The sequence below is a fragment of the Paenibacillus ihuae genome, from assembly GCF_001368795.1.
Taxonomy (GTDB): domain Bacteria; phylum Bacillota; class Bacilli; order Paenibacillales; family Paenibacillaceae; genus Paenibacillus_AQ; species Paenibacillus_AQ ihuae.
The window spans coordinates 1,052,571-1,070,067 of sequence record NZ_LN831198.1 but is presented as its reverse complement, the minus strand read 5'-3'; the positions used below and the strand labels follow the sequence as shown (position 1 = coordinate 1,070,067).

Annotated in this window: 15 protein-coding genes and 1 other annotated feature; of the genes, 2 read left to right on the top strand and 13 right to left on the bottom strand. The window is 49.0% G+C overall.

Translation table 11 applies throughout. The annotated features are described in order from the left end of the window. Window positions 1-17 precede the first annotated feature (17 nt). The 4 genes from AQR02_RS04735 to AQR02_RS04720 all read right to left on the bottom strand — a co-directional run bounded on the left by AQR02_RS04735 (window position 18) and on the right by AQR02_RS04720 (window position 5,432). Complete coding sequence (locus AQR02_RS04735) at window positions 18-806, bottom strand: hypothetical protein (protein ID WP_159067694.1); 789 nt, start codon at window positions 804-806, stop codon at window positions 18-20. Next, on the bottom strand, window positions 778-1,896 hold the full coding sequence (locus tag AQR02_RS04730; protein ID WP_054939594.1) for a serine hydrolase domain-containing protein: 1,119 nt from the start codon (window positions 1,894-1,896) through the stop codon (window positions 778-780). Before AQR02_RS04730 ends, AQR02_RS04735 begins: the two co-directional genes overlap by 29 nt. 137 nt (window positions 1,897-2,033) lie before the next feature. Beyond that, entirely contained in the window at window positions 2,034-4,421 is a 2,388-nt protein-coding gene (locus tag AQR02_RS04725; protein ID WP_054941992.1) for a phosphoketolase family protein, read from the bottom strand. A 288-nt stretch (window positions 4,422-4,709) separates the two neighbouring features. Beyond that, the gene (locus AQR02_RS04720) at window positions 4,710-5,432 is read right to left on the bottom strand and encodes a GntR family transcriptional regulator (RefSeq protein WP_054939593.1); all 723 of its coding nucleotides are present in this window, start codon (window positions 5,430-5,432) and stop codon (window positions 4,710-4,712) included. Window positions 5,433-5,688: 256 nt separating this feature from the next. Between AQR02_RS04720 and AQR02_RS04715 the strand changes: the two genes are divergently transcribed. Then, complete coding sequence (locus tag AQR02_RS04715) at window positions 5,689-6,546, top strand: CPBP family intramembrane glutamic endopeptidase (RefSeq protein ID WP_054939592.1); 858 nt, start codon at window positions 5,689-5,691, stop codon at window positions 6,544-6,546. Window positions 6,547-6,614: 68 nt separating this feature from the next. Continuing rightward, window positions 6,615-6,902, top strand: a complete 288-nt coding sequence (locus tag AQR02_RS04710; RefSeq protein WP_054939591.1) for a hypothetical protein — start codon at window positions 6,615-6,617, stop codon at window positions 6,900-6,902. Between the two features lie 87 nt (window positions 6,903-6,989). On the opposite strand, the gene AQR02_RS04705 is transcribed toward AQR02_RS04710, so the two are convergent. The 9 genes from AQR02_RS04705 to atzD all read right to left on the bottom strand — a co-directional run bounded on the left by AQR02_RS04705 (window position 6,990) and on the right by atzD (window position 17,459). Further along, a complete protein-coding gene (locus AQR02_RS04705) occupies window positions 6,990-7,904 on the bottom strand; it encodes a DUF5692 family protein (RefSeq protein ID WP_054939590.1) in 915 nt (304 codons plus the stop codon). 291 nt (window positions 7,905-8,195) lie between these two features. Continuing rightward, on the bottom strand, window positions 8,196-9,455 hold the full coding sequence (locus AQR02_RS04700; protein ID WP_054939589.1) for an FAD-dependent oxidoreductase: 1,260 nt from the start codon (window positions 9,453-9,455) through the stop codon (window positions 8,196-8,198). A 6-nt stretch (window positions 9,456-9,461) separates the two neighbouring features. Then, a complete protein-coding gene (locus AQR02_RS04695; protein ID WP_054939588.1) occupies window positions 9,462-10,499 on the bottom strand; it encodes a helix-turn-helix domain-containing protein in 1,038 nt (345 codons plus the stop codon). 332 nt (window positions 10,500-10,831) lie between these two features. Further along, window positions 10,832-12,094 carry a tyrosine--tRNA ligase gene (gene tyrS, locus AQR02_RS04690; protein WP_054941991.1) on the bottom strand — a complete coding sequence of 421 codons (1,263 nt, stop codon included), beginning with the start codon at window positions 12,092-12,094 and terminating at the stop codon, window positions 10,832-10,834. A 117-nt stretch (window positions 12,095-12,211) separates the two neighbouring features. Continuing rightward, window positions 12,212-12,437 (bottom strand) — a binding site (T-box leader). A 98-nt stretch (window positions 12,438-12,535) separates the two neighbouring features. Next, on the bottom strand, window positions 12,536-14,344 hold the full coding sequence (gene atzF, locus AQR02_RS04685; RefSeq protein ID WP_054939587.1) for an allophanate hydrolase: 1,809 nt from the start codon (window positions 14,342-14,344) through the stop codon (window positions 12,536-12,538). 4 nt (window positions 14,345-14,348) lie between these two features. Beyond that, the gene (locus AQR02_RS33575; protein ID WP_245237581.1) at window positions 14,349-14,582 is read right to left on the bottom strand and encodes a PucR family transcriptional regulator; all 234 of its coding nucleotides are present in this window, start codon (window positions 14,580-14,582) and stop codon (window positions 14,349-14,351) included. Window positions 14,583-14,614: 32 nt separating this feature from the next. Next, entirely contained in the window at window positions 14,615-15,982 is a 1,368-nt protein-coding gene (locus AQR02_RS04680) for a PucR family transcriptional regulator ligand-binding domain-containing protein (RefSeq protein ID WP_245237120.1), read from the bottom strand. A gap of 15 nt (window positions 15,983-15,997) precedes the next feature. Then, window positions 15,998-16,429, bottom strand: coding sequence for a cupin domain-containing protein (locus AQR02_RS04675; RefSeq protein WP_054939586.1), 432 nt, complete (start codon window positions 16,427-16,429; stop codon window positions 15,998-16,000). A 28-nt stretch (window positions 16,430-16,457) separates the two neighbouring features. Further along, window positions 16,458-17,459 carry a cyanuric acid amidohydrolase gene (gene atzD / locus AQR02_RS04670; protein ID WP_108721970.1) on the bottom strand — a complete coding sequence of 334 codons (1,002 nt, stop codon included), beginning with the start codon at window positions 17,457-17,459 and terminating at the stop codon, window positions 16,458-16,460. Between the last annotated feature and the right edge of the window lie 38 nt (window positions 17,460-17,497).

Here is a 17,497-nt window from a genome sequence, read left to right as displayed (position 1 = left end):
TCATCAGACTTAAGTACTTAATAGTACAAATCCCAGCCGATAATAACGGCACTGAATAACAGTGCTGAGACACCGGACAGTATGTACATGATTTTGCTTGCTTTACCCGCTTCTGTACTCCGCAATTTCATCATAAGCAGCAGTATATATCCTGTAGCAAGTACCACATAGACGATGTTCCCGATAAGATGAATGCGGATGGCAGAATAGTTAGTGTAGTTCAAAGTACGGTACCCAAGGATAATGTTATTTACTATAAAAGCAAGTCCGGCAATGTTCATCCATAGATAGTATTTGCTAATCCCGGATGACGGCTTAGCTGCTCTCCTGAATCTGGAGATGATCCATCGGACGAATCCGCTAATCACGGCAAGCATGATCAATAATAATCCGAGACCCACAGCTATCAGAGATATCCCGGTTCTTTGTGCATCCAGGCCAGTAAGCAGAAAGGAATCAAAATACGGATTAGAAGCCTTCACGACTGCTCCTTGATCATCCCGTACAAAAAAGGCAAAGCCCGATTGCCGCACCGGAACAAACACGTAGGGCTCAATCTGTCTATAAGGCATGCCATTAAAGTCAATAACATTCCTGTTAATCGAAACAATCTTCATTGTACTGAGATATCCCAGCAATTTGGTGAATCCGTGAACCACTCTCCGTGCGGACTGATATTCACCCTCTATCTGTAAACGATCCGGAAGTTCTACGCTAGAAGCCTGGGGTTTGTAGGTGCCAAACACCTTGTCGGTAAGGCCTGCGCAGTATTCCCATTCATTGTACTGGTTGGTCATAACGACCATTCCGAACCCGGAAGCCGGATCTATCGTAAATTTGCTGGAAAAGCCAAGGGTATTCCCCCCCATGCTCCAAAGCAGGGACCGTATGGTTCACCTCAAAGAAACCATGGGCAATTCTCGGAATATCCGTTCCGTCATAATTCAGGCTCGTTGACAACATTTCCTTTAACACCGTATTGCTTTGGAATAATGGAGTATAATTACCTGCGGCCGGCATCAGTGCAGCCAGAAATTTTGCGGCATCCCCAGCGGTTCCAGTCGCACTACCAGCCGGATAAATACCGATGTATCCTCTATTCTTGATCCGCTTAAGTTTGGTGGTATAGCCTTGAATTTTGTTTCTCGCGGCATCGACTGCCGCATTATCCCGCTGGGCCGGATGAATAGCGGTATGTTCCATCCCCAGCACGTCGAAAATATGCTCATTTACATATGTATAGAATGGCTGGCCGCTCTGCAGTTCCACAAGGTAGGCAGCCAGAGCCGCACCATAATTGGAATAGGCTACTACCTTACCCGGTTCATAGACCTGCCGGGGTTCATAGATGCGCAACGCCTCTCCGAGTTCAGGGACATCCTCCTCTGCAAAATAAAACAAATCCGTGATCCGGTCCTGCCAGCCAGCATTATGATGCATCAGGTTCAGCAGCGTAATCGGCTTATCAACCTTCAGTTTTTTGAAAAACCCTTCAGGCAGATATTCACGGATATCCTGCTGCAAATCCAGTTTCCCCTGCTCCACCAGCTGCATCACACTGGTCCAGACCAGCAGCTTGGAGCACGATCCCCATTCAAACACTGTGTCTGTATCAGCTGCTGTCTCATGTTCGATGTCCGCGAATCCATAGGCTTGATTGAAAACAGTCCTGCCATCATTAACAATGGCAACAGATACAGCGGCAGTCGTCTGCTTACGGCCCGCTACATAGGTATCGATAACCGCAGCAAGTGAAGACAGCGGTGTGCCGGAAGGAGCCGTATCTGTTCTGCCTTCAGCTGCGCGGGCCGGAACAGCCAGTAACAGCAGCAGAAGGACAGCAAGCAAGCTGACTGATAGCTGTTTGAGCCTTTTATATTGGTTGTATTCTCTCAATTGCACATTCCCTCCACGGATACTTTCAGATGATTCCATCTATTTTCCACAAAGTTACATTAAAACCCTTCTGTTCAGACCGAAGAACATCAAAAAAAGCCTGCCCCATCATTCAGGAGCAGGCACTTGCCTTGGAATTATTTATTCAGGCCTTTCCAGACCCAGTTCTCAACTTCCGGAAGATCAATACCCTCTTCGCGGATAAATTCATAATGCTTCTTAACCATTGCATCCATCTCAGCTGCGATAGCCGTGTACTGATCTGCTTGCGGCAGGCTCAGAACAGCTTCCTTCGTCAGGTCGAAACGGTCCATCTGATTCAGTACGCGCATATCGAATGGAGTCGTGATATCGCCGTTCTCACGGTAGCCGTGTACATGCAGATTATGGTTGTGGCGGTCAAAGAACAGGTCTTTGATAAGCCCTTCATAGCCGTGGAATGCGAAGATTACCGGTTTGTCTTTTGTGAAAAATTGATCAAACTCTTCGTCGGAAAGACCACGCGGATCGAGCTTCTGGCTTCTCAGCTTGAGCAGATCGACTACGTTGATATAACGGATCTTCAGCTCAGGCAATTTCTCATTGAGGATAGAAATGGCAGCCAGGGCTTCAATGGTCGGTTCTGTACCTGCGGAAGCAAAGACAACATCCGGTTCGCCGCCGTTATCGGTGCTGGCCCAGTCAATGATCTTCAGTCCTTTATCAACCAGCTCCTGCGCTTCTGCCGCACTAAACCACTGCGGACGCGGATGCTTGGAGGAGACGATCAGGTTGATCTTCTGACGGTCGTTCAGCACGGTGTCGAATACAGCCAACAGGGAGTTCGCATCGGCCGGCAGGTATTCACGGATAAATTCAGGCTTTTTGTCAGCCAGGTGGCCTAAGAGACCCGGATCCTGGTGAGTGTAGCCGTTGTGATCCTGCTGGAACACTGTCGATGTTGCTACAACATTTAATGAAGGGATGTCTGCACGCCAGCCCTGATCGGTTGCCTTGCGCAGCCATTTGAAGTGCTGGGTAATCATCGAATCAACAACGCGCAGGAATGCTTCATAGCTTGCGAAGAATCCGTGGCGGCCTGTCAGAACATAACCTTCGAGCAAGCCTTCCGCCTGGTGCTCAGACAGCTGGGAGTCTATAACACGGCCATAGGAAGCCAGGAATTCATCGTTAGGCTCAATAACCTGATCCAGCCATTGGCGTTTGGTTACTTCGAAGACTGGTCCAAGACGGTTGGACATCGTTTCATCCGGTCCGAAAATCCGGAAGTTGCGGTTAGGCTCATTGCGCAGCACAACCTCTTTCAGATATTTCCCCAGAACCGCCATGTCCTGTGCTACGACTTTACCTGGAACAGAGTTATCCAGTGCATAGTCGGCAAAGTCCGGCAGGTTCAAGTCTTTGATCAGGTGGCCGGCGTTAGTCACAGGATTCATTCCCATACGTCTGTCGCCTTTTGGAAGGATCTCGGCAAGCTCTGCGTTCAGGCGGCCGTTCTCATCGAATAATTCTTCCGGTCTGTAGCTGTGCATCCATTCCAGCAGAGCCGGTGCATGCTTCATATTCTTCTGGTCTACCGGAATCGGCACCTGATGGGCACGGAACGAACCTGTGTTAGGCACGCCATCCCACTGCGCCGGTCCAGTCCAGCCTTTAGGGGAACGGAAGACGAGCATCGGCCATAGCGGACGGGTAAGGTCATTATTTTCACGCGCATTTTTCTGGATCGCTGCGATTCTTTCAACGATGGCATCCAGAGCTTTCGCCATTTCAGGGTGCATATGTTCAGGATCTTCGCCTTCAACGAAGAACGGTTCCCAGCCCATGCCTGTGAAGTAGGCGGTAATTTCTTCTCTCGACTGACGGGAGAGGATCGTCGGGTTGCTGATCTTGAAGCCGTTCAAGTGCAGAATCGGCAACACAGCACCGTCGGTAACAGGGTTGATGAAGCGGTTGGAGAACCAGGAAGCTGCCAGCGGTCCGGTTTCCGCTTCGCCGTCTCCGACAACTACTGCCGAGATCAGGTCCGGATTATCCAGAATAGCGCCAACGCCGTGGGATAAGGAATATCCAAGCTCTCCGCCTTCATGAATCGATCCTGGGGTTTCAGGTGCAGCATGGGAAGCAACGCCGCCCGGGAACGAGAATTGTTTGAACAGTTTCTTCAGACCAGGGATGTCCTGGGTAATTTCCGGATAGATTTCAGTGTAGCTGCCATCCAGATAGGAGTTGGAAACCATAACCTGGCCGCCATGGCCCGGGCCTTCAACATAGAACATATTCAAGTCATATTTAGTAATTACACGATTCAAATGGGCATAGATGAAGTTCTGGCCGGGAATAGTACCCCAGTGCCCGATCGGTTTAATTTTGACGTCAGCGTCTTTAAGAGGCTCTCTCAAAAGCGGATTGTCTTTCAAATACAGCTGGCCTACAGAAATATAGTTCGTTGCACGCCAGTAAGCATCCAGCTTCTCCAGATACGTTTTTGATGAGTAATCAACATTCAAGGTCGATAATCCCATTTTCTCCACTCCCTGTTTAATTATGAATACCATACCAATCTCTTTTCTCTACACGTACATCATACCTCTGCAAAAAATAAATACAACCTTTTTGACAAGTGATACGGTCCAATTTTGTGAATTTTTGAACATAGTATGAAAATCGGGCCCATAACACAGGGAAACCACTTTATTTCTATAATTTTTACCAATATATTTCACAAAATAATTTAGATAAATTTTTAAACACCATATCGTTTACCTCGTCAAGGCAAAAAAATAAGACCGGGAAATTTCCCGGTCTTATTCTTAATGCACGGATACAAAAGTATTGAACTTGAGATATTTGTAATGGAACCGCATGTGTGAGAATTCAAAGGGGGTGCCGTTATCCAAAAAGAATATCCCTTCCATAATCCCCACGGGTTCATTTACGCTTAAATGCAGCAGCTCCTGGTCATCCTGCTCGGAAGGCTCGGCAAAGATGGATAAAAAGGATTTGGTCACAGCCAGATTGCGCGAATCCTCCAGATAATTGAAGATCGATCCTTCGATAATTGTCTGATTGAGATCCTGAACGATTTTGATCGGAATATACCCCGTCTCAATCATAAAGGGCTCATCGTCGAACAGACGCAGGCGGACGATTTTGTAGACAAAATCATGGGGCCCGAGAAACAAATCACGCTGCAGCTCCTTGGTGGGTGGAATCACCTCGAAATTCAGCACTTTGACTTTCGGCTTCTTGCCGTGCATCTGAAAATTGTCGGTAACCCCCAAATTCGACCCTTCGTAGTTAAAGATGGATTCGTTTTTTATGTACAGGGGATTGATGAACGTACCCGAACCGCGTTTTTTGAAAATAATGCCGACGCTCTCCATTTTGGTCAGCGCACGCTTGATGGAGCTGCGGCTTACCTGATAAGTCTCGCTGAGGCTGCGTTCATCCGGCAATCTCATATCGGCGAATTCCCCCGCGAATATTTTCATTTTTAGATCATCAATAATCTGTTTGTAGACAAATTGTGTCATGAAGTACTCCCTTTCAGGTCTTCTATCACTTCATAAAGCCTAATGTTAACTATATCATAATCATCGCCTGGATTATACAGATTGGCCTTACGTTTCGTAGGCATACCCGATTTTATAATGTCTCAGGTCTATGATCTTTGTAATGGAGATTTCTCCTGCCTAGGGATATAGTGGTTCCGGGATCTTATTGGTAATAAATGTATCCTGTAAGAATAAAGAGTATGGCCCAGTACATAATCAAGGAGGAATACAGCCAATGATGCCACGTAAAGCCAGGATTTCAACATCATTATTTGGAGCAAGGCCCGTGCCTGTCCCTTTTATCGCCGCGATGATTATTATTGAAATAATCTATTCGCTATGCGTTAATCTTATTTACTTTGAACACGGCTACTACCGTCCGCTTTCCAATCTTACTTACGGCTGGATCGGCGGAACGTTAAGTGCCAATCTAATCGGTCTTTTCGTGGAGGTGATTATCTTCCTGGTTGCCATCGCCAAAGTTACGCCAAGGGAATTGGGTCTCAGGAAGGAAAAACTGCTGCCGGGGTTAACAGGTTTCCTGCTGTTTTGGATCGCGATTCAGCTCGTGAATTTGGGCGTGAACCTCTCAACAGGCTCCAGCATTACCTTCAACGACCAGATAACGGAGTTTCCGAGTGTAGTGCTAGGCGGGTTACTCGGACAGCTTTTTGGCAATGCACTGCTGGAGGAAATTATATTCCGGGGCTTTTTATTTGTTCAGGTCTTCCTTTTATGCAGCAAAATAAAACGTCATTCGTCCCGCGTTACTGCGGCCATGTTCATTTCACAGTCCATCTTTGCACTCATGCATATTCCGAACCGGATCTACTCCGGACTCACCGGGATGGAATTTGTGTATGATTTTATCCAGCTTGTCATTTTGGGAATCATATTCTGTCTGCTCTATCTGCTAACCAAAAATTTGTTTTTTGTAGTCGGTATTCACTCCCTGATGAATGAGCAGCTTATGCTGTGGTACAACGATTATTCGGATGTCATTATTTTGAGCAGTATTATAACCATGGTTTGTCTAATGCTCCTGCTAAAAATAAAACATCGGCGTACACACCGGGCGGCGATCGAAATATAGCTCCAAGCTTGAGCCTGTCCCGGAAAACTTGTATCATAAACCTACCAAGACTGAAGCGGAGGTGCAGGATGACCTATTCACAGCGTTCAACCCATGCAGCGGCTGCATCTGATTTCACGTATCTGGAATATCAGATTGGTCTTGCCGCAGAGGAATTGAAGGAAGCACAAGGGGTTATGAAGGTTTATGAAGCGGATTTAAGAAGGCTGACAGCTTCTCCGGGATATGAGCCGGATTCCGTTGACCCGGAAGAGCAACAGCTGCGGGAACAGGCGGCAAAACAGCACGCCTTGATTGAAGGCATTCAGGCCACATTAGCCGGACTTGAGGACGAACTTGCAAAGCTGGAAGATTAAGCTGAAGACTGATCTCCAAATAACCAAAAAGAGGTCCCGGCCAAATGTGGCCCGGAACCTCTTTTTTAATGCAGGAATGTACTTCCCTTATTTCATGTCTGCGATGGCTTTATAAGCTGCCAGATCGGTGTATACCTCCACTTTAAGCGGATTACGTTTATGTTTGAATATTTTATAGCAGTGATAAACAATCACGGCTACGTTAGCAGCCAGAGACAACGCACTCACAACCCATAACGCTGTTTCACTGTGTGAGGACTGTACGGAAAACTTCGACTCTCCGACAAAGGTCGGGAACGACATTGTAAACATCATCCAAAACGCCAAAGTCTGCGCACGATGCTGTAACCAGGCACCTTTTTTAAAGAAGAACGCCGGGATGGTGCATGAGATCAGCAGCGCAGCGCCTGCATAGAAGGAATGGTCAGAAACCGCATTATATACATAAGCAAAATTCCAGATGTCATATGCGATAATCCAGAACCAGAGCTGATCCGGCCACAGCATATCCCTGCTCTTGTCTTTACTGATCACAATGCCCATCCAGCCGGAAATCGTAATAATGTTCAAAATACCTGCGATCCCGTTCATAATGTTCCAGGGACCACCCACCATCATCACTCCGTCAACCATACCGTCCAGACTATATACCTGGAAATCACGGATAACCGCTTCCAGAATATTCACGGCCAGAATAATGGCCGGAAACATCAATATGTATTTATTACTGCTCCAGCCCTTAACAAATCTGATGGCCATGAAGCCTAAACAGCCTGCCAGTGCTGAGTATACTTTTACCCAATGAAACCACGTTCCGACACTAGAATCCTCACCTGCAGTATTAGGCCAGACCGCCAGGGTCAGAACAATTGGAACGACTAAAAACAAAAGCAGTGATACCCATTTGCTCTTGCGGGCAATTTCATTGACGAACATTAATCCTCCAAGCACTACTAACCACATCAGTGCAGAGTACCAGGGAATAGATTCGAATAAAAACATGACTTACTCCTCCTTATATTATGTATTCAATGTGTGACTTAGCTCAAGAATAATCAAAGTGTCAGGTTCCATCAAACTTTATAAAACGTTGCTAAATCAACGTTTTATAAGTCTCCTTTCATGTTAGGTTTACACTACGGTTTTGCCCGGGATTACCTAAGACTCTACCGCCGGCTGATGATTTTAATAGATTCTATATCTTTAGAACTACATGTTGTAAACCAATCTCCAAAGTAAAAAACCTTGCCCACAAAGTGCTTTGTGAGCAAGGCCAGTGTTTAGGTATCATTGTTAAAAAAATCGGTCGACCAGGTATTTCGTATATACGATACAGTTCTCGAGTGTGGGAAAGTTCATAATTTCTCCGGCATAATACATCTGGTTTCTCCCCTGCATCAGGTCAAGCTGCTCATAAAAGCCTGCACGGAGCGCAGCCGATTCCACATGGGGAAAATGCTCCCACCGCTTCATCATATAGAAACGAATGTTTGTTCCGCCGAGATCCCTAAGCTTCGTTTCCACCGCCTCACGCATCTCCTGATCGGTCATCTCTTCATTCTCGACTACATAAATAGTGATCAAATCCGTAGTTCCCATGTCTGCCCACCGGTAATACCAGGCCATCATCTGCCCCTTAGACTCAGGGTGCATATTGCCGGGAATATAACCTGAAAGCTCAGGAATTCCCTCGACCCTGTAAGCGTAAACACGAAACCGCTCATAGGTAATCTGCTCCAAGACCCTTTTGTCTGCCGCAGGTAAAAGAGCGATCTCACTAATATGCTGCAAGGAAGCCGTATAAATAACTTTATCAAAATAAAGAGCAGACTGATTGGTTTCCACCCGCACCTTGCCGTTTGGTTCACAGTCCATATGGAGCACTTCGCAGGTCAGACGCAGGTCCTCTACCTGGTCTGCCATACGTCTTATGAGCTCAGTAACCCCTTTAGGCCAGGTGATCATATGCGTAACTTCAATAAAGGAGAGCAGATTATCGAAGCTTAGAAATTTCAGAACATACGCCGCAGGCACATCATAAATACTGCCAAATCCAAAGGTACTGAAGTAATGCATATAGACCTGCTTAATGACAAATAATTCGTTCTCATCGCACCATAAGGAGAAGGGCTGGCACAAATCCTCCGGCAAATGGAGAAGGCCCGGTTCATATAACCGCCCGTAGCGTTTGGAAATCTCCGGCAACCGTTTGAACTCCTGTGCAAAAGCCTGTACCTGATCCAAAGGAATCTGCGAGGTCCGCCTTCCGTTCGTATTGAAAAACCCCCGCTCTAGTATTGGCCCCTTGTCCATAAGGTCAAATTCCATCATCAGGTTCTTCGTATGGGTATAGGAGGGAAGTCCGAACAGCGCCCCCATTTCATACGTTTTCCCTTTGTACTCAATGGAAAAGCACTTTCCTCCCACACGGTCTGATTTCTCAAGGATGGTAATATGGGTATAGCCCTTTTTAGCCAAATAATAAGCGGCAGAAACCCCGGAAATCCCTGCTCCGATGATGCCTATTTTGTCTTCGCGCTTCATGTTGTCCATCTTCCGTTATCTCCTTGTGAATAACCATAGTGGCAAGGTCTCCTGCTGTCCCGTACATTCAAGTGCTGCATCCGATGGTATTTTGCCTTTATTAGGACCGTCTGTGATCTTTCTGTTGAAGTTATAATATTTTAAGTACGCTTGTAAGCGGTTTTCCAGTATTTCAAAGGAATTGATCGTAGGATCTCCCCAGGCCTGCTGGTAAAATTCCTCCGTCAATACTGCAACAAATTGCTGCAATGGCTGAAATATCTCCGCATTTTGCGCAGTGACAGCCACTTGATTAATATTGTTTTTATGTAAAAAGTCACTATATTTATGTTTGCCTCTATCCCAGTTTGTTGTGAATTCGCGGCTTTTATGCGTTACCAGATTGTCGATCTCAAAGTGCAGTGTCTTCATTAAGGGTATGACCTTAAGATGCATAAAATCGATGAAGTGTATGGTAGCTTTCCGGTTATAGAGCTTGACCAGTCCTAGCGTAGAGTAAACATCATAAATCACATATTGATATACCTTCCCGATTCGCGGGAACTCCCCCATATAATAAATATTCTGCATGCAGATATAACCGGGGTGGGCATTGTCCGGATCCTTCAGCTTATAATCCAGAAGTTGTTCCCTTACCTTGCTCCTTGGAGCTTTAGCCGCTGTGCCGCTCGGCCATTTCTTCTCCTTGATTTCTTTGGCATAGGCTTCCCGCTGCGCCTTCTTGCTAAGTCCGTGCCGCCGCATCACGTTGTATATCCCGGATTCCCCTACCTTCTCCCCCTCGTCCTGCAATTCATAATAGATTCGCTTCGGACCATCCTCAGGAAATTTGGCAATATACTTTAAAATCAGCCTTTCCGTGCGCTTGTCCACTTTGTTTGGCATGACCGGTTTTTTGTCCTTCTCCGTAAGCCCATCCATCCCGTGCTTTTTGTAGGCATTTTGCCACTTATAATAGATCGTCCGGGAAATGCCGAACGCCTTGCAGGTTTCACTTACATTTTTGCTGGTGGTTCCTTGCATGAGGATTTGATATTTTGTTTTAGCATTCAATTCATTCACCCCCCAGTCTTTATTTTATACGTACCCGGCCTTTTGAACAGCTTAATTTCATATAATTAATGATATTTAGATTGAACTTAGAGTTTTTAGAGTACAGGATCAGTCGCACCTACGGTGGATGTTTGGACTTCCGGCCGCTGTTGTCCCGCGATTTCTTGATTTATTCCGCTGTTTGCAGTTGAAATCCGGAGACAAAGGCGGTCGCTAATGCTCCTACAGTTCCAAAATCCCCCTCCGGCTTTACGCAAAAAAGAGGGAGTCCCGGCAGCCGGTTCACGGCCATCAGAACACCCTCCTTGCTGCAGGTATGGTGGATAACAACTTTATGTCAGTTTCACCAGACTGTAGTTTTTCTTGCCTTTGCGGACAATGATGAATTTCCCGCCGATGGCATGATCAGCAGTAATCTCCACCTCAAGCTCATTCACGCGCTCCCCGTTAATGTAGATTGCACCCTTCGTAATGTCCTCACGCGCCTGGCGTTTGGATGGTTCTATGCCGAGGTCTACCAGCCAGTCTACGATGTTCTTCGCTTCCTTGGAGGCGGTATAGGTCGGCATTTCCTTGAAGCCTTCCTCGATTTCATCGGCAGTCAGCGAGCGGATATCGCCGCTGAACAAGGCTGCTGTAATGCGTTTGGCCTGCTCCAGCAGCTCTTCGCCGTGAACGAACCGGGTCATCTCTTCGGCCAGGGCCTTTTGGGCTTCCCGTTTATGCGGCTCGGCTTCGACTTTTGCCGCGAGAGCTTCAATTTCCTCTTTGCTCAGGAAGGTGAAGTACTTAAGGTATTTCACCACGTCGCGGTCATCGGTGTTTGCCCAGAACTGGTAGAATTCGTACGGCGTTGTTTTCTTCGGATCGAGCCATACCGCGCCGCCGGCGGTTTTGCCGAACTTGGTGCCGTCTGCTTTCAGCATCAGCGGGATGGTGAGGCCGAAGGCTTTGGCTTCATTGCCTTCTTTTTTACGGATCAGATCCAGACCGCTTGTAATATTGCCCCATTGGTCAGAGCCGCCGATTTGCAGCTGTACATCCTCATGCTTGTAGAGGTGCAGGTAATCGATCGACTGCAGAATCTGGTACGAGAACTCGGTGAACGAAATCCCGCTGTCCAGACGGCTGGAGACTACATCCTTGGCCAGCATCGTATTGATGCTGAAGTTTTTGCCGAAGTCGCGCAGGAACTCAATGACGTTGATGTCCTTGGTCCAGTCGTAGTTGTTGACCAGGCGGACCTGGTTGTCGTTATCATCGGAGATAAACAGCTTCTTCATCTGCGCAGTCAGTGCATCCACATTCTCCTGTACCTGCTCAAGTGTCTGCAGGGAGCGTTCGCTCTGGCGTCCGCTCGGATCGCCGATCGTTCCCGTTGCTCCGCCAATCAGAATTACCGGACGGTGACCGGCCAGCTGAAAGCGTCTAAGCACCATAAATGGAATCAGATGGCCGATATGCATGCTGTCGCCGGTCGGGTCTACCCCGCAATACAGTGAGACCGCCTTGCTGTTCGTTAATTCGCGCAGCCCTTCCGCATCCGTCTGCTGGTTAATGGCATCGCGCCATTCCAGTTCATCGATAATATTCACCATGTACATCCCCTTTGTAAGTTGTCGGTTCTTGTGTGATATACATCCTGAGCGGCGGGCGGTGCGGTTCCGGGTATCTTAAAATCCAATAAAAAAATCGCCCCTTGTCTGTACAGACACAGGGACGATTGGATTAACCGTGTTACCACCCAAATTGCACGAACAAAGAAAAACAACCATGTCCGTACCACTTTCAGCGAGTTATCGTTCGCTTAGCTCCGCTTGGCATTACCCAAGATACTCCTGAGTGTAATTCACAGCCCTCGTGTGTGCCGGGTTCCATCACCCCCCGGCTTTCTGTGACAGGGACTAAGCTGCTACTGCGCTCATTCAACGTATATCCACTATAAGATTACAGAAAGTATAGCTCAAGACTAAATTTGTTGTCAAATGCAGCGGGTCAACTTTAAGCTGGAAGACTGGCCGGTACCAGGATTAACATCAGGCATAACGCCAGCCGCCGCAGGCAGTTATATTCTCCGCTTCTGCCTCAGCATAGCCTTCACAGATGAACCCTATAACCTCACATCCGTCCTCAAGCTCGACCTTTCCAAGCCCGAGCGGCGCAGGAATTAAAGCTGCAAATGCGCCGACCGATTGAACCGGCATCTTCCATAGCTCGAGCTGAATCGAGGCTCCGCCTTGAGCTTTCTTAATCAGCCCGGGTTTGGCAGGTACGGTCTGCAGTCTGATCATCTCATAGCAAGGCGCAGTTCTCGCCTCCCGCCAAAAATAAGCGCCATGGCTGGCCATCTGCTTTTCGAGCGGATAACCCTGCATGTGCAGTCCGCAGACAGCAATCGTAGTCCATTGCTGCTCAGTATAGGATGTCAAGCTCCCAGCTGTTTCTGCCGTTTCTGCTATTTCTGCTATTCCTTCTGCTTCAACTTCTTCAGCTGATGCTCCAGAGAAGTAGAGGCTTGCTGTTCCCGCCAGCAGATGCTCGTTGTCCGCCAGTGCGAACAAGGTGACTCCAAACGGCAAATCCGGTGATGCTTCTCCGGCAGGAACAGCTACCGCAGACAAATCAAGCAAATTACAATGATTGGTGTAGCGGCCCATATCCGAATTGGCACCGACCGGATTCAGCTCCACTTGCTCTCTGGTCCAGGTTCCTCCACAGGTTGGCATGACCAGGACCGCATCCCGCAGCAGCTCCCGGGACTCGCCCTTGTACCGCTGCAGCCGGTGCATGGCCTGGAACAAACCGGAGGCCGTATGCTGCTCCCCGTTTCCTGATGATAAAATCCGTTCCGTTACAGGAAGAACGGATGCACGGTTATTCTCCACAAATTCCCCCAGACCGGCCCAGCGCTCCGCTACCCAAGGGCCATCATACAAGATGGACGCCGCTTCGAAGAACATCGTACAGTCCAAGTATTCTACCGGAATCCCCAGCTCCTTCAGCGAGTCGCCCGCTGCTTGCCAGGCCAGCCGGTATTCCTCCTCATGAGATCCATAGAAGACAAGCGGCTCTGCCGGGAACAGCAGCCTGGCAGGAAGACGGTCTGCTTGCCGGGGGATGCTGCGGGACCAGGGATCAGAGGCATCCCGGCCGCGCACCTGCCGGTCAACCAGTAGGGCATCCTCCAGACCGTTCGCGAACACCGTGACACAATCCAGGCTGGCGCAAGCCGGCACTACTCCCCGGGTGGGCCAGGCTCCCAGGCTTGGCTTGTACCCTACCAGACCGTTCAAGGCTGCAGGTACACGGCCCGAGCCGGCAGTATCTGTGCCAAGTGAGAAAACTGCCTGGCCGCGTGCCACAGCAACCGCCGATCCGGAGCTGGAGCCTCCGCTGATATATTCCGGTCTGAGCGCATTATGCACAGCCCCATGGGGACTTCTTGTGCCGACCAGTCCGGTGGCAAATTGATCCAGATTGCTTTTGCCTACCGGAATCGCTCCCGCGCCGATTAAGCGTTCCACCACGGAGGAATGCCTGTCAGGTATATAGCTGAATTGCGGACAAGCTGCCGTTGTAGGAAAACCCTGCACATCAATATTATCCTTGACCGCAAACGGAATCCCCCAGAGCGGATAATTCTCCCTGTCCATATGGCTTAAAGCCTCCAGATAGGGCTGGATCCGCTCATAGTCCGGTGGCTCAATCCATATATTCATCTCCAGATCCTGCTGTGAACGCCGGATAATTTCACGGATAACTGCTTCTGGCGTGAGCATCCCGTTTCTGTATTGGTCCCGCAGCCATCCCGCAGACAGCTTCAGCGGCAATTCGGCTATATCCATGATGTCATCTCCTATTCTGTGGATTACGCTGCTTATCATAGGGCCTCATCTCATGCAGCTTAAGGGCCAATTGAAGCTCAAGCATATCGTCTCCGTCATCTGAGTTTAAGTTCAGTAGCTCACAAGCGCGTTCAATCCTGTAGGTTACGGTATTATAATGAGTGAACAATGCAGCTGAGGTTTTTTTTATATTGCGGTTGTGCTTGAAATACTGGTTTAGCGTTTGCAGCAGGGACACATTATGCTTGCTGTCGTAATCAAGCAGGGGTATCACATATTGATCCCGGTAATCCAGGATTTCTTCAAGCTCCGGCAAATGGTACAGCAGCCTGAAAACACCCAGTTTTCATAATCAATAAACGGTTCCCGGAAATCGCAAATCTCGCGGATATGATTAATCTTCTTGGCTGACTCATAGCTGAGATGGACCAGATCAGGGCGGTTTACCTTCTCTCCGATGCAGAAGACAAACATATCTTTGGCAAACACTTTATTCAGCTCCGTTAACAGGCGCTGCAGAGTCTCGGCGAGCGGGCTGTCCCCGTTATCAGCTATCGTAACTGCCAGCTCGCCTTCCATGATCGTCATCTTCACATGTTGTAAATCCGGCCTTGCCCTGATTCTCTTCACTGCCTGCTGCATCTGTTTAACCTCAGGCTTCATGTCCAGCCAGCCTACTACCGCTGCGTTCATTGTCTGATCAGGCAGTGGACAGCCGCAGGCCTCGGCTCTCAGCTTCAGATCCTCACCGGCAACTATCCTGCCGCTGATCCAATCCTGCAGGAACTGGTCCACGTACTTCAGCTCGACTTCTCTGCGCGCGTTCGCATTGATCATTTCCAGCCCGACCAGAACCCCTACCCGGTCTATAGTCAGCTGATCGACCACGGTCAGTTCCTGGTTCCATTCAAGTAATATAAGCAGGCACTGATTCATCTGCTTGTCATTGACTGCAGATATATAAGCCCTGATCCGCCGCTCTCCGAGGGTAATGAAACAGATGCCCAGACTCGCCTCATCCCTAAGCTGAATCCAAATGGGAATCTGGAGGTGAAATTCGAGCTCCTCCGCCTGGGGTGAGCAGAACACATGGTCCATATCATCCAGGAGCACAATCGGATTACGCAGCATCCCGTCCAGCGAGCGCAGAAAGTCATCAATGCCATCACCATGCAGCAGTTGCTTTGACAGCTTCTGAAACCGGCTCTGGAGCTGGGAGAGCTCCCTGGCTTCCTGAACCAGCACCCGCTCCATAATATCTCTGACCACATCGGAGAACGAAGTCGACGAAGGCAATTCGAAAATCGGAAAATCCAGCTGGTCGGCAAGCTCGAGTGCCCTGGCCGGGACCTCATCAATAAAACGTTTGGTCTTGATGCCCAGGGCGGAAACACCCTTCTGATTCAACTGCGGAATCATGTCTGAAATTAAATCAGGATGGTCACGAAAGGGGAACCCGCTGGTAATCAAAAATTCCCCAGGCCGGACCCAATCAATAACATCCGGAACCTCCATCACATTTACGCGATTAATGTAACGGTGCAAGCCGCCCGCCCCGGCAAGCACCACTGCTTCCTTGAGATCTGGAATCAAAAGAATGTCGCTGCAGGTCAGACCTGTAATTACATTGTTCGCCATGGAGATCCGCCGCCTTTACTTTAGCTTTGATGAATAAACATCTTCAATAATAGTTGTGCCGAAAAAAGAGTTTGGAGCAACCTGCTCTTCTGCCGGCAGAAAAATGCTGATCTGCTCAGAGGGTGAATCCCCGGCATTGGCTACTGAATGAACAACGCCTGCAGGCACATGAAAGGTATCTCCAGCCCGGTAGCTGCTCCACTCGCCGTTGCTCAGCAGCTTAACCTCGCCTACGGTAATGTGAATAATCTCCACCACGTCGTGATAATGGGGAACCACCTGTCCGCCTACACCGAGCTTCTCCCATAAAATAGAACTCATCCGTATACCAAGCTTGTCGGCATGTGCCGCCGAGACAATCTCCCGGTGATACAGCTCAATATGGTTTGGCATCAGCTCCCATGTCATTTCCTCTGCCGTCAGAACCTCAGTTTCCTGTGTAAGCATATGTCATTCCTCCATAATGTTTGTGGTATTAATTCCTGCGGAAGATGGCCGATACCGGCCCCCCGCCTGCCGGTCCCTGATGCTCACCGCCGCCGGACACATAGATCATCGGATCTCCGCATACATAAGCAAGCACACCGCCAACAACAGCACGCGCATGACGGGTATGGTTGATATCTGAATCATCCAGCATCGTATGGCGCCGTTCCCGCACATATCCCGCAGGGTCAGCCTCAGCCTTGGCCAGCACCTGAATCAGCTCATCTCCGGCATGCTGCTCTATCATGCGCTGCAGAGCCGCTCCGTCAATGGAGTCCTTCATAACATCATGATCAATATAATACGGGCCCTCCGCTGCGGTAGAATTACCGAATACAATGATCTCACAGCAGGAAAGCTCACTCCCGGCAGATGTCGAAGCAACCGCGCTGTAAAGCTCCCAGTTCACGCAAATCCCCTCACCCCTGAGCCCCTCCCGGCTGACTTCTCCGAGCGCCACAGCAACGCCGAGGGCGGAAGCGCCTCTGGAATAACCCATCGACTTATAGGTATCCTCTGTCACAAGTACAGCATTTCTGCTATGGGCTTCATGAATTTGTTCTGCAGTCAGAAGCGGGCATTTAATCTGAACAAAATGCACATCCTCCGCAGACTCAATACCGGCATCAAGGACTGCCCGGGACACCGCTTCAGCTACTGCATCCACCTGGCTCAGACGCCCCAGCTCCTCCGGCAGGAAATCCCTCGTTCTGGAGACGCCAATCGCGAGTGATTTCAGCCCATGCCCGGCCTCTCCCGTCTCCGGCGAGCCGCTGCGGCTCATTATAGTGAAATGCGGACTCAGTATACCTTCCGTGCCTCCTGACATGATATAGGACACAGCCGCCTGGTTTTCTCCGGAATATGGTGCCAAAAATTTCTTCAGCGCCATCACCGCGTACCCCCGGGTAAAATCGTTGACACAGCCGTTGCCCTCGGTCTTGCCAAGAACAGCAACTACATGTGCAGGGTCGATAATCCTGGCCTCTATAGAGGACTTAAGCCTGACGTATCATGCGGGGCACCGGC